The organism is Nocardioides cavernae (assembly GCF_016907475.1).
In the GTDB taxonomy this organism is placed as follows: Bacteria; Actinomycetota; Actinomycetes; order Propionibacteriales; family Nocardioidaceae; genus Nocardioides; species Nocardioides cavernae.
The window spans coordinates 2,529,580-2,547,236 of record NZ_JAFBCA010000001.1 but is presented as its reverse complement, the minus strand read 5'-3'; the positions used below and the strand labels follow the sequence as shown (position 1 = coordinate 2,547,236).

Below are 17,657 nucleotides of genomic sequence, written 5' to 3'. Positions count from 1 at the left end.
CTGAGGGAACCAGCACGACGAGAGGGAGGCAGGCTGATGGCAACACCGAGCCCGATGGCGGCGCAGGACCGCCACGAGAACCGTTCCACGGGCGGTGCATGGTCGGGCTGGATCGTGTTCGCCAGCACCATGATGTTCATCCTCGGGTGCTTCCATGCGATCGCCGGCTTCGTCGGCATCTTCGACGAGGACTACTACCAGGTCGGCGAGAACGGCCTCGTCGTGAGCGTCGACTACACGACGTGGGGGTGGACCCACCTGATCCTGGGCATCCTCGTGGCCTGCGCGGGCGGGGCGCTCCTCCGCGGTGCGATGTGGGCCCGGATCGTGGCCATCGTGCTCGCGGTGGCGAGCTCGATCGCCAACCTCGTCTTCATGCCGGCCTATCCCCTGTGGTCGCTCATCATGATCACCGTCAACTTCCTGGTGATCTACGCCGTCACGGCCCACGGTGACCGTCGGTCCCTCGAGGGCTACTGACGGGTCGGCGTCACGGTGACTCGGTGTCCCGATCCCGTCCAGCCCCATCCCGTCCCTCATGCTTAGGAGTAGGTAGACATGGAAGATGACTTCGGATTCTGGGACGTGATGGTCTCGATCTTCTGGTTCACGATCCTGCTCGCCTGGATCTCGCTCCTGATCCACATCCTGGCCGACATCTTCCGCGACGACAGCCTGAGCGGTGGCAAGAAGGCCCTGTGGACGATCTTCATCGTCCTCATCCCGTGGCTGGGAGCCCTCGTCTACATCATCTCGAGGGGTGACTCCATGAACACGCGCAACCGTGAGGCGGCGATGGCCCGCATGGCGGTCTACGACTCACAGCGGTCGCCTGCGCCACAGGTGTCGGACGAGCTGCAGCGACTGGCTGAGCTGCGTGACAGCGGCGTCCTGACTCCCGCGGAGTACGAACAGGCCAAGGCCAAGGTCCTGGCCTGAGCACCCGCGCGCGGATGCAGGAGGAACGATGGGATTCCGCGACCGAGGCCTCGACGGCCCCATGTTCCGCATGCGCGAGAAGCTGATCGCGATCGGGGACGACTTCTGGATCGAGGACGACGGCGGTCACCGGCTCTTCAAGGTCAACGGCAAGGCTGCCCGGTTGCGCGAGACCTTCATCCTGGAGGACGCGGACGGCAACGAGCTGTGCAAGATCCAGGAGAAGAAGCTCTCCGTGCGCGACAAGATGACCATCGAGCACGGCGCCACGACCGCGACGGTGCACAAGCGACTCCTCGGTATCCGCGACCACTACGTCATCGAGGTGGACGACGGCGAGGACCTCAAGGCACACGGCAACATCGTCGATCACGAGTACGAGATCGAACGGGACGGTGACACGGTGGCGAAGGTCTCGAAGAAGTGGTTCCGGGTCCGCGACACGTACGGCGTCCAGCTGGCCGAGGGCCAGGACATCCCCCTCGTCCTCGCCATCACGGTGTGCGTCGATGCGATGGCTCGGGGCTGACCGCGGACTCCGAACCACGAGGGTCGCAGGTGCCGCCACGCGGTCGGCGGGGTCACCCGCGGCGGATGATCCGCGGCTCGCAGCGGCCTCACTAGCGTCGAAGGACCGGGCACCGGCCCGTTCGCGTAAGGGGTGATGAGGATGACTCGTGCGGAGCTCGACACCAGGCTGCGGTCGACGTGACGACCAGTCAGGACCTGGCAGCGCGGGCCAAGGTGCCGGCGACCAACTGGATCTCGTGGGTGGCCCTCGCCATGATGACCACGAGCTCGGTCGCCAGCCTGCGGGCGGCGCCGACCATGGCCGTCTACGGTCTCGCCTGCGTGTTCCTCTATCTCCTCCCCGCCCTGGTCTTCCTGCTGCCGACGTCGCTGGTGTCGGCGGAGCTGGCCTCCGGCTGGGAGGGCGGCATCTACAAGTGGGTCTCGGAGGGGATCTCGAAGCCGATGGGCTTCCTGGCCGTGTGGTGCCAGTTCGCGATGACGATCTTCTACTATCCGAGCCTGCTCGGGTTCGTGGCCAGCACGCTCGCGTACGTCTTCAATCCCGAGCTGGCCAGCAGCGGCGTGTGGACAGCAGCCGTCATCATCGTCGTGTACTGGTCCGGCGTGTGGATCTCCTCGCGCGGCACCAAGGGTGTGGCCGGCCTGGCCAGCGGCGGCCTGATCATCGGGACCCTGATCCCCGGCGTCGTGCTGGTCCTGCTCGGCATGGTCTTCCTCGGGCAGGGCAACGAGTCCGCGGCGCCGATGACAGCCGACAACATCTTCCCGGTGTGGGCAGGTCTCTCGAGCCTCGTGCTGATCGTGAACAACTTCCTCTCCTACTCCGGCATGGAGATGAACGCGGTCCACGTGGGGTCGCTGAGGAACCCGGGCAAGGAGTTCCCGAAGTCGATGTTCCTGGCCATGGGCCTCGTGCTCATGATCTTCATCCTGCCCGCGCTGGCGATCAGCTGGATCGTCCCCGCCGAGGAGCTGTCCCTGACCGCCGGGGTGATGCAGGCCTTCGACGCGGTCTTCGCGAACTTCGGCTGGCAGTGGCTGACCCCGATCGTGGGCATCATGCTGGTGGCCGCCTCGCTGGGCGGCATGCTGACCTGGCTCGCGGGCCCCTCGAAGGGCCTGCTGTTGATCTCCCGCCAGGAGGGCTACCTGCCGCCGTACCTGCAGAAGCTCAACAAGAACGGCGTGCAGCAGAACATCCTGGTCGTCCAGGGTCTCGTCACCACGGTGATCGGCCTCGCCTACGCCCTGATCCCTGACGTCTCCAGCGTCTACTGGGTCTTCTCGGTGATCACCACGCAGGTCTACCTCATCATGTACCTGCTGATGTTCGTGGCTGCGATCCAGCTGCGACGGAAGGACCCGGACCACCCCCGCGGCTACCGCGCGCCCATGCTGGTCGGGATGTGCGGCATCGGCTTCGCCGCCTCACTCGCCGCCCTGCTCGTCGGCTTCATCCCGCCGTCGCAGTTCGCGGACGGCAACGCCGGGCTGTACTTCGCGATCGTGGGCGGCGGCGCGCTCGGACTCGGGCTCCTGGTGCCGTTCATCTTCTACAAGATGCGCAAGCCCAGCTGGAAGCAGCCCGAACCGCAGGAGGTGATCGCGTCATGAGCACTCCTGCCGAGACGCAGAGCCCGCGCGAGCGCAGCTGGATCTTCATCACCGTCCTGGTCCTCCTCGGGGTGGTCACCCTGGCCGGCGTCCTCGCCTTCACCAGAGGGGTCAACGACGCGCAGGCCCAGAACAAGGCCAACGAGCTCATCAACGCGCTCACGGAGGTCGGAGCCCGCACTCCCGACGTGGACCAGGTCGCACGTGTCCTGGGCGACGACGGTGGCGCCACCTGCGAGAACCCGAACGAGGCACTGAGCCGGGCGGTCCTGCTGTCGCAGCTCACGAACGGGGCGAGCGGTCCGGGCGCGAGGCCGGTGATCGCGGACAGTCGGGTCGTGCAGGGCCAGCTGCTCATCATCGAGATCTACTGCCCCGACGAGCTCGACGACTTCAAGGACTTCGTCGGCGACCTGAAGACCGACGACGTGGCGGGGTCGTGACCATGGATGCGGGGCTGGACCTGCGAGCCCGTGTCGCCGAGCTGATGCCCCGGGCGAAGGAGGAGCTGGCCGAGCTGGTCGCCATCCGATCGGTCGCCGACCCGCGCCAGTTCCCACCGGAGGAGTGCGACCGGGCGGCCGCATGGGTCCTCGAGCACTTCGCGGCCCTCGGCTTCGCCGATGCGCGGCTGGCCAGGACCTCGGACGGCAGCAACGCGGTGGTCGGCTCACGACCCTGCGCGCGCGCCGACGCGCCCACGGTGCTGCTGTACGCCCACTACGACGTGCAGCCGCCCCTCGACGACACCGCCTGGGAGACGCCGCCCTTCGAGCTCACCGAGAAGGGCGGGCGCTGGTACGGGCGCGGGACAGCGGACTGCAAGGGCAACATCCTCATGCACCTCCTGGCCCTGCGTGCCCTGGGTGAGGACGTACCGGTGAACCTCAAGCTGGTGGTGGAGGGCTCCGAGGAGCAGGGCACCGGCGGTCTCGAGGCCTTCGTCGTCGAGAACCCCGACCTGCTCCGCGCGGACACGATCCTCGTCTGCGACACGGGAAACGCGGCGGTGGGCCGGCCGGCGTCGACCGTCAGCCTGCGCGGCATGGTCAACGTGGTCGTCACGGTGGAGGCACTCGCCTCCGAGGTGCACTCCGGCATGTTCGGCGGTGCGGCCCCGGACGCCCTGGCGGCGCTCGTCGCCATGCTGGCCACCCTGCGGGACGCGGACGGCAACACCACGATCGAGGGCCTCGACACCGCCGGACGGTGGGAGGGCGAGCCGTACCCGCCGGAGCAGTTCCGGGGCGACGCGGGGCTGCTGGAGGGAGTGCGGCTCCTCGGTGACGGCACGGTGTCGGACATGCTGTGGGCTCGCCCGTGCGTCACCGTGCTCGGCGTCGACTGCCCGCCCGTGGTCGGCTCGGCGGCCGCGATCGTGCCGAGGACGGCCGCGCGGCTCAACCTCCGCATCCCGCCCGGGCTGGCGCCGGACGTGGCTGAGAAGACGCTCACGGCGCACCTCCACGACGCGGCACCGTGGGGGGTCCACGTCACCGTCGAGGTCGAGGCGACCGGCTCGCCGTTCCGGGCCACGATCGACGGACCGGCGTACCAGGCGATGGGCGCGGCGATGGCGGAGGCCTACGGGACGCCGATGGTCACCCTGGGGCAGGGCGGCTCGATCCCGCTGTGCAACGTCTTCACCGACACCTACCCCGACGCCGAGATCATCCTCATGGGCGTGGAGGAGCCGCAGGCGTTGATCCACGCCCCCAACGAGAGCGTCGACCCGACGGAGATCTCCGCCATGGCCCTGACCGAGGCGCTGTTCCTCCAGCGCTACGCCGCCGCCTCGAGCTGACGGGGACGATTGCTTCCGCCGGCCGGGCTACGTGGCCCCCACCACCCGCACGCCGCGCGGGAGGAGCGAGCCGTCACCGACCGCGTCGTCGAGCCACAACCCGATCACGCCCGCCAGCTCCGCAGGGTGGCTGAAGTTCACCGCGTGCGCCGCTCGGTCGATGACGGCGATCGTCAGGTGCTCCGGAGCGAGCCGGGCCACTTCGCGGATGCGGTCGGGGGACGGCAGGAGGGGATCGCGGCTCCCCAGGACGGCAACGGTCGGGACAGGGGTGTTCACCAGTCGCTCGAGCGACGGGAAGCGGGTCAGCTCGCCGAAGAGACGCAGCCCGTTCAGGGGCCCGAACCTCACGTAGTCGGGCACAGCGACGGGAAACATCCTCGTGCTCTCACGGAAGACGTCCCTCCCCAGCTGCCCGATGGCGCGCCCGAGGGGTTGGTTGTGGACGCCTCCAGCCGGCGAGACCAGGACGAGCCGGTGCACCCGCTCGGGCGCTCGGTGGGCGACCTCCAGGCTGATGGCGCAGCCCATGGAGTTGCCGACCAGGACGGCCTTGTCCATCTCGAGACCGTCGAGGATCGCGATCGTGCTCTCGGCCAGACCCGGGATGTCGAGGACGCGCTCCCGTCGCTCACTGCGACCGTAGCCAGGGAGGTCCGGGACCACGTTGACCCCACGAGCGGCCAGGGCTCGGGCGGTCGGCATCAGGTAGGCGCCGGAGATCGCGAAGCCGTGCAGGTGGACGAGAGGGACACCGTCCTCGTTCGTGCTGCGCCGGCAGTAGACCGACGTCCCGCCCACCTGGAGCTGCTCGTCCACCCAGCCGTCGCCTGGTCCCCGGTGGGCCTTCATGGCCCGAGGCTAGTGGTCCGACCTCGGTGGACTCCGCGACCAGCGCGGCAGGATCGCGATTTCTGGGGATCCCCGGCCGGGTCGTTCTCGGTAGCCTGCGAACGTCGCGTGGACGACGAGGATGGACACGCATGAGGATGGATCCCGCCGACGACTGGCGCCGCGGTGATGCCGTGGAGACACCGCGTCCCACCTCGCCTCCCACGTTCGAGCTGGCGCCGGACGACGTCTCCGGCACCCCGCTGTGGCCCGTCCAGCAGATCGTCGACGGCGCCTTCTTCGTGATCGGCACGGTGCTCGTCATGTGGCTGGGGTGGATCGTGGTCACCGTCGGGCTCGGCGACGGTTGGTACGTCATCGCGTCGGTGTTCCTGTTCTGGGTGCTGCTGGCCTACGTCGGGCTCCCCCGCCTCCAGGAGGTGCTCTCGAAGGTCTACGTGCCCGACTACTTCATCGGGCGATCGCTCACCGACATCGGCGTGCTCGGTGACCCGATCAACCTGGCCGTGGACGGCAACGAGGCAGACATCCATGCCGCAATGCTCCGCGCCGGCTGGACCCGTGCCGATGAGCTCACGATCCGCTCCTCCTGGCGGATCGTGGTCTCGTCGGTGCTGCGCCGCCCCTACCCCGAGGCCCCCGTCTCCTCCCTGTTCCTCTTCGGGCAGCGACAGGCGTTCGCCTACCAGCAGGAGGTCGACGGGAATCCGGCTCAACGCCACCACGTGCGTTTCTGGCCGGTCCCCGACGGCTGGAAGCTGCCCGGCGGGTTCGAGGTGGAGTGGTTGGCCGCGGCGACGTACGACAGGGCGGTCGGCATCTCCCTTTTCACCCTGCAGGTGACGCACCGGGTGGACGCCGACATCGACATCGAGCGCGACTACGTCGTCGACACGGTCCGGTACGCGGTTCCGGATGCCTCCCTGCGCGTCATCAAGGACTACTCCAGCGCCTTCACCACCCGCAACGGTGGAGGCGACGTCGTACGCACCGACGGGAGCCTGCCGATCCTCGACCTGACCACCCTCCGGGCGCCGGCGCCCGACCTGGTGCAGCCGGCAACCGATGCGCTGTCGCGCGCGGGGTCCCATCGAGTACCGCCTCCGACCCTCCTGGCCGCGGCAGCGATGAGCATCGGCAAGGCCGCGGCGACCCTGGCGACCGTGCTCGTGGCCGTCTTCCTGGGCGACAGCGTCCCGACCACCGCGTCGGCCCGCGAGATCACCGTCATGGGCCTCAGCGCGCTGTGCCTCATCGGCCTGTGGGTGTTCATGCTGGCCCACCATGCCTGGGCTCGGACCGCGCTCCTGGTCGTGTGCACGGCGGAGGCGGTCACGCAGCTGGTCGACCTCAGCGCCGCCCCCGAGGCCCACTTCCTCGTCCTGACGAGCACCGCGATCACCGTCCTCATCCTCATCGCGGTGAGCTCGGACGGAGCACGCCGCTGGGTGGGGCTCGATCGGCGGGCCTGAGCGACCCGTAGCCGGACCGCTGCGCGCGCAGGACCGCGGGCGAATCGCGGCAGATGCCGATGCTTCAGGTTCGCAGGTGGTATCCGTACGTCGACGGATCGGCCAGGACCGCATCCACGGTGGCAGCGGCGCTGCTCTCGCCCTGCCTCTCGAACATTGACACCCCCCGCCGCCTCGCTAGGTTGGATTGAGCTGGCGAGGACAACGTGGCCAGCGCCGGAGAGGACGAACCGTGCGACGAATTGCTGTCCTGGCCCTGCTGCTGCCCCTGGCGATGCTCGTCCAGGCCGGACCGGCCACGGCCGCGGTGTCCTGCCACCAGATCAACGCGACGGGCGCAGGCCAGGGAGCTGCTCCGCAGGCGGGTGACCCTCCGGGCTTGATCCGGACCGTCGCCCAGATCCGTGGCGGAGGCCTGTTGCAGGGCACGACAGAAGCTGCCTTCGAGGTGACCGGCCCCACCCCGACCGGGATTGCCTTCGACGGCGGCATCACGTTCACCACGAACCGGGGGACGCTCTCGGTCGACCTCGACGGCATGCTCGATCTGACGACCGGGGACTTCCAGGCCTCGGGCGACGTGAGTGGGGCCACCGGCAAGCTCGACGGAGCGACCGGCACGCTCACCCTTGCGGGCGTGCAGGACCTGCTCGACCCCGCAGGGAGCTTCAGCGAGACGGTGTCCGGCGAGGTCTGCGTCGACCTCGGCGCGAACGGCAAGAAGTAGCCCCCCGCGCCAACTCGCCCGCGCCCGGCGTACCGCCTCCAGGCGCCGCGCGACCTCGGCGAGGCACGACGTCCTCGGGGTGCTAAGAATCAGGCGCGGAGGACGTCGATGACGTCCTTGCTGTGGGTGAGCGGGATCCGGTTGCCCTCGAGCTGGATGGACGATCCGGTGGAGCTGTCGACCAGCTCGAGGATCCTGACGTTGACGCGCTGGTGGACCTTCACCTCGATCCGATCGCGGGGCACGCGGAAGACCAGCGCGCCGGCGGGGCTGCTCCGGTGCGCCGCGACGAACCCGTACACGTGCGTCGCCGTGACCCCGACCAGCATGTTCGTCGGCAGCCCGCTCGCGGCGTCGTGCATCCGTGCTCCGGCGAGCGCGCCACCAGCCGTTGCCACCGAGTCCGCCACATCGCCCAGTCCGCCGGCGAGGCTGTCGCCGATCATGCCGCCGGCGAACATGCTCCCCGTGTGACCTCGTGGCTGGAACTGGCCGGCCGCGGCCACCACCTCCGAGACCCCGAGCTCGCGCAACGCAGTCTCGACGCCCTCCACCATCGTCTGCTCGGACATCCCGCCACCCCTCCAGGTTGAGACGCTCCCGCTGGACATCATGCGCGGGTTGGACGGCCCGCGCCAGAGCGGTCCGGCCGGGGGCGTCACCTCTGGTGACCGTCCGTCGTTGTACCGACCATGAGTCGTCCGTTGGTGGGCCCCGACGCTGATGTTCAGCGCACGCACGGTGGACCCGCGACTGAATGCCGTTTCAATCTTGGTGGGCGATACTGGGTTCGAACCAGTGACCTCTTCGGTGCGAACAACAGAGCCGCGCTACCCGGTAGCGCGGCTCTCGATGATCTTGGTGGGCGATACTGGGTTCGAACCAGTGACCTCTTCGGTGTGAACGAAGCGCGCTACCACTGCGCCAATCGCCCAAGCTCGGCAGAACCGTATCCCATGGTGCGGCCCGGGCCTGAATCCGGGTCAGGTATCGGCACCGACGGTGCGGTCCTCGGCCTTGCGGCCGCGGGCCTTGATGTCGCTGCGCAGCTCGTCGGCCTTCTCGGGGTGGCCGTGGAAGCGCCGGTAGCTGTAGATGATCAGGCCGACCGCGATGAGGGCGGACGCCACCTGGGTGACGCCGGTCCAGATGCCACCGGGCAGCCACCACGTGTCGGCGACCGGCCACCAGTCCGGGGCCGGCGGTTTGATGATCCAGAGCACGCCGCACGCCGCCAGGACGATCGCACCGAGGCAGGAGGCGACGACGCGGGGCCAGGTCTCGACGCTCTCCGCGGCGCCGAGCATCGCCCGCAGCCGGACCGGCTCGACCCGCTTCTCCGCCCAGTCGTACTGCTGGGAGAGGAGCGCGAGACCGGCGAAGATGCCGAGCAGTCCCGGGCCTGGCAGGAAGATCGCCGCCACGCCGAGCACGAGCAGGGTCCACCCCAGGACCTCGAGACCGATGCGCTTGGCTGCCCCCGTCATGGGAAGAACCTACCCGGGGGGACCAGAGGTTTCGCTGCAGCCGAAAGGCCGGGTTACCGTCAAGTTCGCCACGAGCCGACATCAAGATGCGGTCTGGACCAGCCCGGGTCATCTTTTGCCGTTTTGCATCACGAGCGTCCCGGCATGCCGTCTCATGAGCACGCAACCTCGGAGAATCCCTCACTTCGGGCGACCACAAGGAGCTCTCGATGAACCTGTCCGGTAGCGGGCACACCCTGTCTGACGTCGCGTTGGACATCACCGTCGAGTGCATGGACGACCGCGGTATCCGCCATGAGATCGACACGGTGCTCAGCTACGCCGCCTCCGACCCGTTCGCGGTCGCGATGACGTTCGTCACCTCTGACGGCAACCTCGTGTGGACCTTCGGTCGCGACCTGCTGATCCGTGGTACGGAGGCCCCGGTCGGCGACGGTGACGTGCACGTCTCCCCCGCGATCGGCCTCAGCGGTCACGCGATGGTCTCCATCGAGCTCAGCTCCCCCGACGGCCACCTCGTGCTGCTGGCCCGCGCCGCGGACGTCGTCGACTTCATCGCGCGTACCGTCGCGGTGGTCTCCCCCGGCACCGAGTCCGAGGCCTTCGACGCCGACATGCTCATCAGCCAGCTGCTCGCCTCCTGAGGTCCGCCTCGGCGACGCGGGGCTACACCCGCGAGTGCTGCGCCACCCAGCTCGCGTGGAGCCCGGCGTAGACACTGCCGGCCTGCGTGACGAGCTCACGGTGCGGCCCCCGCTGCACCACCCGTCCCTTGTCGACCACGATCACCTCGTCGGCGCTCTCGGCCGTGGAGAGCCGGTGTGCGATGGTGACCGACGTCCGTGACTGCATCAGCCGCTCGAGGGCGCGGCCGATCTGCATCTCCAGCGCCGGGTCGACGGCGCTGGTGGCCTCGTCCAGGACCAGGAGGTCGGGGTCGGCGAGGTGCGCGCGCAGCAGGGCGACGAGCTGCCGCTCGCCGGCCGACAACGACTCGCCGCGCTGGCCCACCTGGGTGTGGAGCCCGCGCGGGAGGCCGCGCAGCCAGTCGTCGATGCCGAGCTCGACGGCCGATGCGCGGATCTCGTCCTCGGTGGCGTCGAGCCTGCCGTAGCGCACGTTGGCCGCGATCGAGTCGTCGAAGAGGAAGCCCTCCTGCGGCACCAGCACGACGCTGCGCCGCAGCGACCGCGCCTCGATGCGTCGTACGTCGACGCCGTCGAGCAGCACGGCGCCGTCGGTCGGGTCCATCAGGCGGGTGAGCAGCTTGGCGAAGGTGGACTTGCCCGAGCCGGTCTCCCCCACGATCGCCACCCGGGTGCCCGCGTCGATGGCCAGGTCGACCTCGCGGAGCACCGGCGGCCCGCCGGGGTAGGCGAAGCTGACGTCGGCGAAGCGGACGTCGATCGGACCTCGCGGGAGGACCTCGCCGTCGGCTCCCGGGTCGACGAGGTCGGCCGGCGTCTCGAGGATGCCGAGGACGCGGCGCCAGCTGGCGATGGCGTTCTGCGCGTCGGTGAGGATCTGGGTGCCCATCTGCACCGGCCCGACGAACAGGGTGACGAGGAACGCGAACGCCAGGACGCGACCCGGGGTCATGTCACCGGTGAAGCCGAGGAGCACGCCGATCACGATCACGCCGGCGTTGGCGAGGCCGGCCGAGAGGCCGCCGAGGGAGAACGACGTGACGGTGTAGGTCTGCGCGTGGGTGTAGGCGTCCTGCCAGTCCTGGATGGCGGTGTCGATGCGCGCCTGGGTGCGGTCCTCGACGCCGTAGGAGCGGACGACGGCGGCGCCGACGACCGGCTCGGAGATGGCGCCGAGCAGCACGCCGACCTGGTGGCGTACGACGGTGTAGGCGGCCGACAGCTTCTTCTGGAACCAGCGGATCGAGAGGAACAGCGGGGCGAACGACAGCCAGACCACCAGCGCGAGCTGCCAGCTGTAGACGACCATCAGCACGGTCGCGACCAGCATCTGTCCGATGCTGACGACGAAGATCAGGCCACCGAAGACGAGGAACTGGCTGACCTGGTCGACGTCGCTGGTCACCCGGGAGACCAGGGCGCCGCGGCGCTCGGTGTTCTGGGTGAGCAGCGGGAGGTCGTGCACGTGCCGGAACGCCTTGGTGCGCAGCGTCGCGAGCCCGCGCTCGGAGGTGGTGAAGAGCCGGCTGGTCATCAGGTAGGACGCCCAGCTCGTCACGGCGATCGCGAAGGCGGCGAGCACCCCCATCCAGACGACGTAGTCGAGGCGGGGACCGCCGGTGCCGTTGAGCCCGCGGTCGAGGGTCTGCTGGACCGCGATCGGTACGACGATCTGGCCGCACGAGGCGATCACGGCGTAGAACAGCGTCAGTCCGAGGCCCTCGCGCAGCTCGGGTGAGTACTTCATGCCGAGGCGGAGGGTCGCCATGACGCCGATGTCCTCGCCGGTGTCCATCCGGGTCCCGGAGGTGGGTGCGACAGCACTCATGCTCGGCTCCCTCCGTCGGTGGCGGATCCCGCGTCGGCATCGAGCGCGGCCTCTGTCTCGTAGGCGTTGACCAGCTGGGCGTAGGCCGGGCTGGTGGCGAGCAGCTCGGCGTGGGTGCCCCGGCCGACGATCCGCCCGTCCTCGAGGTGCAGGACCTCGTCGGCCAGCGAGATCGTCGCCTTGCGGTAGGCCACCACGACGAGCGATGCGGCCGAGTCGTCGCCGTCCTCGTCGCGGTCGTCGCGCAGCGAGGCGAGGATGCGCGCCTCGACCTCCGGGTCGACCGCGGACGTGGCGTCGTCGAGGATCAGCAGGCGCGGACGGCGTACGAGGGCACGGGCGAGCGAGAGTCGCTGGCGCTGGCCACCGGAGAGCGAGGTGCCACGCTCGCCCAGCTTGGTGTCGATGCCGTCGGGCAGGGCGGCGACGAACCCGTCGGCCTGGGCGGTGCGCAGCGCGGCCCACACGTCGGCGTCGGGGACGTCGGCGCCGAGCGTCACGTTGCCCCGGACGGTGTCGTCGAACATGAAGGCCGTCTGGGGCACGAGCGCCACGTCGCGGGGCAGCGCGCCCTTGCGGAGGCCCTTGAGGTCGTGACCGTCGATGCGGATCCGGCCCGCGTCGGGGTCGACCAGCCGGGTCATCAGGCTGGTCAGCGTGCTCTTGCCGGAGGCAGTGGCGCCGACCAGCGCGACGGTGCGTCCCGGGCGTACGTCGAAGTCGACGCCGCGCAGCAGCGGCGCGTCGGCGTCGTAGGAGTAGTGGAGGTCCTCGACCTCGAGCAGGGCGCCCGTCGTGAGCACCGGCAGCTCGTCACTCCCGTAGGACATGTTGCCCGTCGCGTCGAGCACCGCCTTGGCACGGCGGTAGCCCACGACCGAGCGCGGGAACTCGCCGAGCAGCCACCCGATCGCCCGGATCGGGAAGGAGACGATGGTCAGGAGGTAGGCGACGGTCACCACGTCGCCGGCCTCGGTCGCGCCGCTGGAGACGCGGGCGACGCCGACCGCCAGGACGACGAGGACACCGAGGCTGGGCAGGCTGGCCAGGGTCGGGTCGAACACCGCGCGGATCCGGCCGGCGCGGACGTTGACGTCGCGCAGCTCGTGGGCCTTGGCGCGGAAGCGGTCGGTCTCCTCGACCTCGCGCCCCAGCGTCTTGACGACCATCGCGCCGTCGAAGGACTCGTGGGCGATCTCGCTCACCTCGGCCCGGAGCCCCTGGGCGCGGGTCATCAGCGGGGAGGAGAAGTGCTGGTAGAGCAGGTTGGCCGCGACGACGGCGGGGAAGACGAGCAGGCCCACCACGGCCATCACGACGTCGGCGATGAACATCTGCACGACCGCGATGACCATCATCACGACGGTGCCGAGAGCCATCGGCAGGGGCATGATCGGTGACCACGCCGCCTCGACGTCGGAGTAGGCGTTGGAGAGCAGCTGGCCGGTCGGGTGGCGCTGGTGCCACTCCATCGGCAGGGACAGGTACTGCCGGGTCACGCCGCGGCGCGTGTGGGACTGCATCCGGTAGTACATGATGCCGCCGCCGAGGCGCCGGGCGACGATGCCGACCGCGCGAAGGATCGCCACGCCCATGAAGAGGGCGACCACCCAGAGCAGCATGTCGGTGCCGATCTCACCGGTGTCGAACGCCGGGATCAGGACGTGCTGGGTGGCCCAGCCGAGCACCCACGCGTCGGCCACGGTGAGCACCCCGAAGAGCACGGCTCCCAGCGTCGCGACAGTGAAGACGATGGGCTCGCGCTTGATGCCGACCCACAGGACCCGGAAGCCGTCGAGAGTGGTGGTGCCCCGCAGCTCCGCGTCGTCGCCCACAGGTGTCGCCCGCCTCCTCGTCGTCCGGTGTTCCGCTGGTCGGTTGCCGAGCGCAACCAACCAACCGGGCAAGGCTATTCCTCGGCACCGACACTCCGCGAATCGAAAAGCGTTTCGAGCAGGGCTCGATCAGGAGGCGCGGATCCGGGAGAGGAAGGCGCGCGTGCGGTCCTCCTGCGGGTCGCCGATCACCTGCTCGGGCCTCCCCCGCTCGTGGATGCGCCCGTCGTGCAGGAAGCAGACCTCGTCGGCCACGTCGCGGGCGAAGCCCATCTCGTGGGTGTTGAGCAGCATGGTCACGCCCTCGGCCTTGAGCTCGGTCAGCAGGTCGAGCACCTCACCGACGAGCTCCGGGTCGAGCGCGCTCGTGACCTCGTCGAGCAGCATCAGCCGCGGGTTGGCCACCAGCGCCCGGGCGATCGCCACCCGCTGCTGCTGCCCACCGGACAGGTCGTCGGGGCGCGCCTCCGCCTTGGCGGCGAGGCCCACCCGCTCCAGCATCGCCATCCCGCGGGACCGCGCCTCCTCGGCGCCGACCCCGTGCACCAGGCGCAGCGCCAGGGTGACGTTGCCCATCACGTCCAGGTGCGGGAAGAGGTTGTAGGCCTGGAAGACCAACCCCATGCGCGATCGCACCTCGTCGCCGTCCACGCGCGGATCGGTGATGTCGCGGCCCTCGAAGGTGATCACGCCGTCGTCGACGACCTCGAGGAGGTTGACGCACCGCAGCAGCGTCGACTTGCCGGATCCCGACGCGCCGATCAGCACGACGCACTCGCCGGGCTCGATGGTCAGGTCGACCTCGCGCAGCACGACGTGGTCGCCGAAGGACTTGCGGACGCCGTCGAGGCGCAGCAGCTCAGTCGTGGCGGTGCTCACAGGTGGCCTCCTGCCCCGTGGTAGCCCTTCTTGCGGGCGTAGCGGTCGGTGAGCCTCGCCATCGGGATGGTGAGGCAGCAGAACAGCACGCCGGCGACGACGTACGGCGTGTAGTTGAAGTCGATGGCCGTCTCGATCTGGGCCGCGCGGATCGCGTCCACGACGCCGAGCACGGCGATCAGGCCCGAGTCCTTCTGGAGCGAGACCAGGTCGTTCATCAGCGGCGGGATGACCCGGCGCCAGGCCTGGGGCAGCACGACGTGGCGCAGCGTCTGCCCGTAGGTCAGGCCGAGCGACCGCCCAGCCAGGCGCTGGCTGGGGTGGACCGACTCGATGCCGGCCCGGAACACCTCGGCGACGTACGCGGAGTACGACAGCACCAGGGCCGCGCATCCCCAGAAGAGGGCCGACGTGGGCAGCCCGGACAGGCTGAGCGCGGGTCCGCCGAAGCCGAGCAGGAAGATCACCAGCAGCAGCGGCAGGCCGCGGAAGACGTCGACGTACGCCGTGCCGACCAGGCGCAGCGGGAACGCGACGGGACCGCGGATGGTGCGCATGACGGCGATCGTCAGGCTCAACGCGACGATGAGGACTGCGCACAGCGCCATCACCCGGATGTTGAGCCAGAGGCCCTCGAGCACCGCCGGGAACGACGAGACGGCCTTGTCCCAGTCGAAGTACGTCTCCTGGACGCGCTCCCAGCCCGGCGAGCTGACCACCAGGCCGCCGACGATCCCGAGCAGCAGCACCGTGCTGCCCGACGCGATGGCCGCGCTGCGGATCGTGCGTCGGCGCCGCCACTCGTCGCGCTCGCGCTGGACCTCGGAAGGCTCCCAGGCGATGTCCACCTGGTCAGTCACGGGGTCGGCCTCAGGACAGCTCGGGAGCGCCCTGCTGGGCCAGCCACTCCTGGCCGATCTGGTCGAGGACGCCGTCCTCGCGCAGCGTGTCGACGGCCGACGAGACGCAGTCGGTCAGCGGGCTGTCCTTGGCCAGGACGGCGCCGAACTGCTCCGGCTCGCCGTCGGGGAGCGGGAGCTGGCCGACGATCACGCCGTCGTCGAGCTGCACGGCGGTCATGAAGTAGGCGGTGGGGAGGTCGACGACGATGCCGTCGATCTGGCCGTTCTTGAGCGCCTGGACCGCCTGGTCGTTGGTGTCGAAGACGGCCGGGTCCTGCGAGGGCTGGATCTGGTCGGTGATCGCGGTGTAGCTGGTCGTGCCGACCTGCGCGCCGAGCTTGGCGTCCGCGAGGTCGGCGAGGCTGGTGGTGCCGTCGATCGCGCTGCCCTTGTTGGTGATGACGGTCTGCACGACGTCGTAGTAGCCGGAGGAGAAGTCCACGGCCTTGCGGCGGGCCTCGGTGATGGACACCTGGTTGACGTCGAAGTCGAAGTCCTTGGGGCCGGGCTGGACGACCTTGTTGAACGGGACCTTCACCCAGGCGACCTGGTCCTGGGTGTAGCCGAGCTGCTCGGCGATGGCGTACGCCACGGCGGACTCGTAGCCCTCACCGTTGGTCGGGTCGTTGTCGACGAACCACGGCTCGTAGGCGGGGTCGTCGGTCGCGATGGTCAGGGTGCCGTCGGCGACCGTCTCCATCGCGTCGGGCGTGCACTCGTCGGCGGCGGGCGCCTCGGACTCCGAGCTCTCCGAGGTCTCCGAGGTCTCCGAACCGGAGTCGCTGCCGCTGTCGGCCTCGTCGGTCGGGGCGCACGCGGAGAGCGCGATCGCAGCGGACACGAGGGTGACGACGGCGAGGTGGCGCTGGGCTGCGCGCCGGGAGGTCTTCAGCATGGCCGAATCCTACGACTGCGCCCGCCGTCAGCGGACCGGATGGCCGGCTGTGGACAGACCGGTCTTGACCTCTGCGATGGTGAGCGTCCCGAAGTGGAAGACCGTGGCCGCCAGCACCGCGTCGGCACCGGCCTCGACCGCGGGTGGGAAGTGCTCGACCGCACCCGCTCCCCCGCTGGCGATGACCGGGATACCCACCTCGCGGCGTACGGCGCGGATGAGCTCGAGGTCGAAGCCGTCGGTCGTGCCGTCTGCGTCCATCGCGTTGAGCAGGATCTCGCCCGCCCCGAGCTCGGCGGCGCGCACGGCCCACTCGATCGCGTCGAGCCCTGCGCTCTTCCGACCGCCGTGCGTGGTGACCTCGAAGCCGCTCTGCGTGCCGGCCGCGCGTCGCGCGTCCACGCTCAGCACGAGCACCTGGTTGCCGAAGCGGTCGGCGATCTCCGCGACCAGCTCGGGCCGGTGGATCGCGGCGGTGTTGACCGCCACCTTGTCGGCACCCGCGCGCAGGAGCCGGTCGACGTCCTGGACGCTGCCGACGCCGCCGCCCACGGTGAGCGGGATGAAGACCTCCTCCGCGCAGCGGCTGACCACCTCCATCGTGGTGGCGCGGCCCTGGTGGGAGGCGGAGATGTCGAGGAACGTCAGCTCGTCGGCACCCTCGGCGTCGTACAACCGGGCGAGCTCGACGGGGTCGCCGGCGTCACGCAGCTCGGTGAAGTTGACGCCCTTCACCACCCGCCCGCCGTCGACGTCGAGGCACGGGATGACACGGATCGCGAGGCTCATCGCTGCTGCTCCTGCTGTGCGCGGGCCGACAGAGCGACGTCGACGATGCCCACGCGGGACTGGGCGTCGAGCTCAGCGAGTGGGACCCACGCTGCGTGGTCGGTCGACCCGTCGACCTCGGTCGTCCCGAGCTCGCCGCCGGTGATCGTCGCCTCGAAGACGAACCGCTGCGAGCGGAACAACCCGTCGAAGGTGCGCCCCTGTCCGGTGAAGAAGTCCTCGGCGAGGAGCCCACCGGGCTCGACGTGGTAGCCGGTCTCCTCGAAGACCTCGCGGACCAGCCCGTCCCGGATCGACTCGTCGAACTCGATCCCGCCGCCGGGCAGGGACCAGGCCGGGTCGCTGTGCCCTTCGCCGTTCCACCACGCGAGCAGAACGCACTCCTGCCCCTCGACCTCGTCGACGAGGAGCACGTAGGCGGCGAGCCGGGTGTGGTAGTCGGTGAACTCCATG

General features: G+C 69.8%; 19 protein-coding genes and 1 tRNA gene. 9 read left to right on the top strand and 11 right to left on the bottom strand.

From position 1 onward, the window contains the following. Nucleotides 1-36: 36 nt before the first annotated feature. From JOD65_RS11920 to JOD65_RS11895, 6 genes are all read left to right on the top strand, one after another. A complete protein-coding gene (locus JOD65_RS11920) occupies nt 37-480 on the top strand; it encodes a DUF7144 family membrane protein (protein ID WP_191196948.1) in 444 nt (147 codons plus the stop codon). A 78-nt stretch (nt 481-558) separates the two neighbouring features. Next, a complete protein-coding gene (locus JOD65_RS11915) occupies nt 559-939 on the top strand; it encodes an SHOCT domain-containing protein (protein WP_191196947.1) in 381 nt (126 codons plus the stop codon). Between the two features lie 28 nt (nt 940-967). Continuing rightward, entirely contained in the window at nt 968-1,468 is a 501-nt protein-coding gene (locus JOD65_RS11910) for an LURP-one-related/scramblase family protein (protein WP_191196946.1), read from the top strand. A 179-nt stretch (nt 1,469-1,647) separates the two neighbouring features. Then, nucleotides 1,648-3,087, top strand: a complete 1,440-nt coding sequence (gene gadC, locus JOD65_RS11905) for a glutamate/gamma-aminobutyrate antiporter GadC (protein ID WP_307821122.1) — start codon at nt 1,648-1,650, stop codon at nt 3,085-3,087. After that, on the top strand, nt 3,084-3,530 hold the full coding sequence (locus JOD65_RS11900) for a hypothetical protein (protein WP_191196945.1): 447 nt from the start codon (nt 3,084-3,086) through the stop codon (nt 3,528-3,530). The genes gadC and JOD65_RS11900 overlap by 4 nt, the downstream gene beginning before the upstream one ends. A gap of 2 nt (nt 3,531-3,532) precedes the next feature. Continuing rightward, on the top strand, nt 3,533-4,891 hold the full coding sequence (locus tag JOD65_RS11895) for a dipeptidase (protein WP_204811127.1): 1,359 nt from the start codon (nt 3,533-3,535) through the stop codon (nt 4,889-4,891). Between the two features lie 27 nt (nt 4,892-4,918). On the opposite strand, the gene JOD65_RS11890 is transcribed toward JOD65_RS11895, so the two are convergent. Next, complete coding sequence (locus JOD65_RS11890) at nt 4,919-5,743, bottom strand: alpha/beta fold hydrolase (protein ID WP_191196944.1); 825 nt, start codon at nt 5,741-5,743, stop codon at nt 4,919-4,921. 131 nt (nt 5,744-5,874) lie between these two features. On the opposite strand from JOD65_RS11890, the gene JOD65_RS11885 reads away from it, so the two are divergent. Then, complete coding sequence (locus JOD65_RS11885) at nt 5,875-7,215, top strand: LssY C-terminal domain-containing protein (RefSeq protein ID WP_191196943.1); 1,341 nt, start codon at nt 5,875-5,877, stop codon at nt 7,213-7,215. A 232-nt stretch (nt 7,216-7,447) separates the two neighbouring features. After that, nucleotides 7,448-7,942, top strand: coding sequence for a hypothetical protein (locus JOD65_RS11880; protein WP_191196942.1), 495 nt, complete (start codon nt 7,448-7,450; stop codon nt 7,940-7,942). Between the two features lie 89 nt (nt 7,943-8,031). Here JOD65_RS11880 and JOD65_RS11875 read toward each other — a convergent pair whose 3' ends face one another. The 3 genes from JOD65_RS11875 to JOD65_RS11865 all read right to left on the bottom strand — a co-directional run bounded on the left by JOD65_RS11875 (nt 8,032) and on the right by JOD65_RS11865 (nt 9,429). Then, nucleotides 8,032-8,514, bottom strand: coding sequence for a hypothetical protein (locus JOD65_RS11875; protein ID WP_191196941.1), 483 nt, complete (start codon nt 8,512-8,514; stop codon nt 8,032-8,034). Nucleotides 8,515-8,801: 287 nt separating this feature from the next. Next, nucleotides 8,802-8,876 (bottom strand) — tRNA-Val (locus JOD65_RS11870). A 49-nt stretch (nt 8,877-8,925) separates the two neighbouring features. Further along, nucleotides 8,926-9,429, bottom strand: coding sequence for a PGPGW domain-containing protein (locus tag JOD65_RS11865; RefSeq protein ID WP_191196940.1), 504 nt, complete (start codon nt 9,427-9,429; stop codon nt 8,926-8,928). A gap of 209 nt (nt 9,430-9,638) precedes the next feature. Here JOD65_RS11865 and JOD65_RS11860 point away from each other — a divergent pair, with 209 nt between their 5' ends. Further along, nucleotides 9,639-10,073: an SsgA family sporulation/cell division regulator gene (locus JOD65_RS11860; RefSeq protein ID WP_191196939.1), complete on the top strand. Its 435-nt coding sequence runs from the start codon at nt 9,639-9,641 to the stop codon at nt 10,071-10,073. Between the two features lie 22 nt (nt 10,074-10,095). Here JOD65_RS11860 and JOD65_RS11855 read toward each other — a convergent pair whose 3' ends face one another. From JOD65_RS11855 to JOD65_RS11825, 7 genes are all read right to left on the bottom strand, one after another. Further along, nucleotides 10,096-11,904 carry an ABC transporter ATP-binding protein gene (locus tag JOD65_RS11855; protein ID WP_191196938.1) on the bottom strand — a complete coding sequence of 603 codons (1,809 nt, stop codon included), beginning with the start codon at nt 11,902-11,904 and terminating at the stop codon, nt 10,096-10,098. Then, a complete protein-coding gene (locus JOD65_RS11850) occupies nt 11,901-13,739 on the bottom strand; it encodes an ABC transporter ATP-binding protein (protein WP_307821120.1) in 1,839 nt (612 codons plus the stop codon). Before JOD65_RS11850 ends, JOD65_RS11855 begins: the two co-directional genes overlap by 4 nt. Before the next feature lie 129 nt (nt 13,740-13,868). Next, nucleotides 13,869-14,618 (bottom strand): amino acid ABC transporter ATP-binding protein, encoded by a 750-nt coding sequence (locus tag JOD65_RS11845; protein WP_191196937.1) that lies wholly within the window; start codon nt 14,616-14,618, stop codon nt 13,869-13,871. Beyond that, nucleotides 14,615-15,478, bottom strand: coding sequence for an amino acid ABC transporter permease (locus JOD65_RS11840; RefSeq protein ID WP_204811125.1), 864 nt, complete (start codon nt 15,476-15,478; stop codon nt 14,615-14,617). The genes JOD65_RS11845 and JOD65_RS11840 overlap by 4 nt, the downstream gene beginning before the upstream one ends. A gap of 10 nt (nt 15,479-15,488) precedes the next feature. Further along, nucleotides 15,489-16,415, bottom strand: coding sequence for an ABC transporter substrate-binding protein (locus tag JOD65_RS11835; RefSeq protein WP_191196936.1), 927 nt, complete (start codon nt 16,413-16,415; stop codon nt 15,489-15,491). Nucleotides 16,416-16,442: 27 nt separating this feature from the next. Next, nucleotides 16,443-17,204: an imidazole glycerol phosphate synthase subunit HisF gene (gene hisF, locus JOD65_RS11830; protein ID WP_191196935.1), complete on the bottom strand. Its 762-nt coding sequence runs from the start codon at nt 17,202-17,204 to the stop codon at nt 16,443-16,445. Next, entirely contained in the window at nt 17,201-17,656 is a 456-nt protein-coding gene (locus tag JOD65_RS11825) for an NUDIX domain-containing protein (RefSeq protein ID WP_204811498.1), read from the bottom strand. Before JOD65_RS11825 ends, hisF begins: the two co-directional genes overlap by 4 nt. Nucleotide 17,657 lies beyond the last annotated feature (1 nt).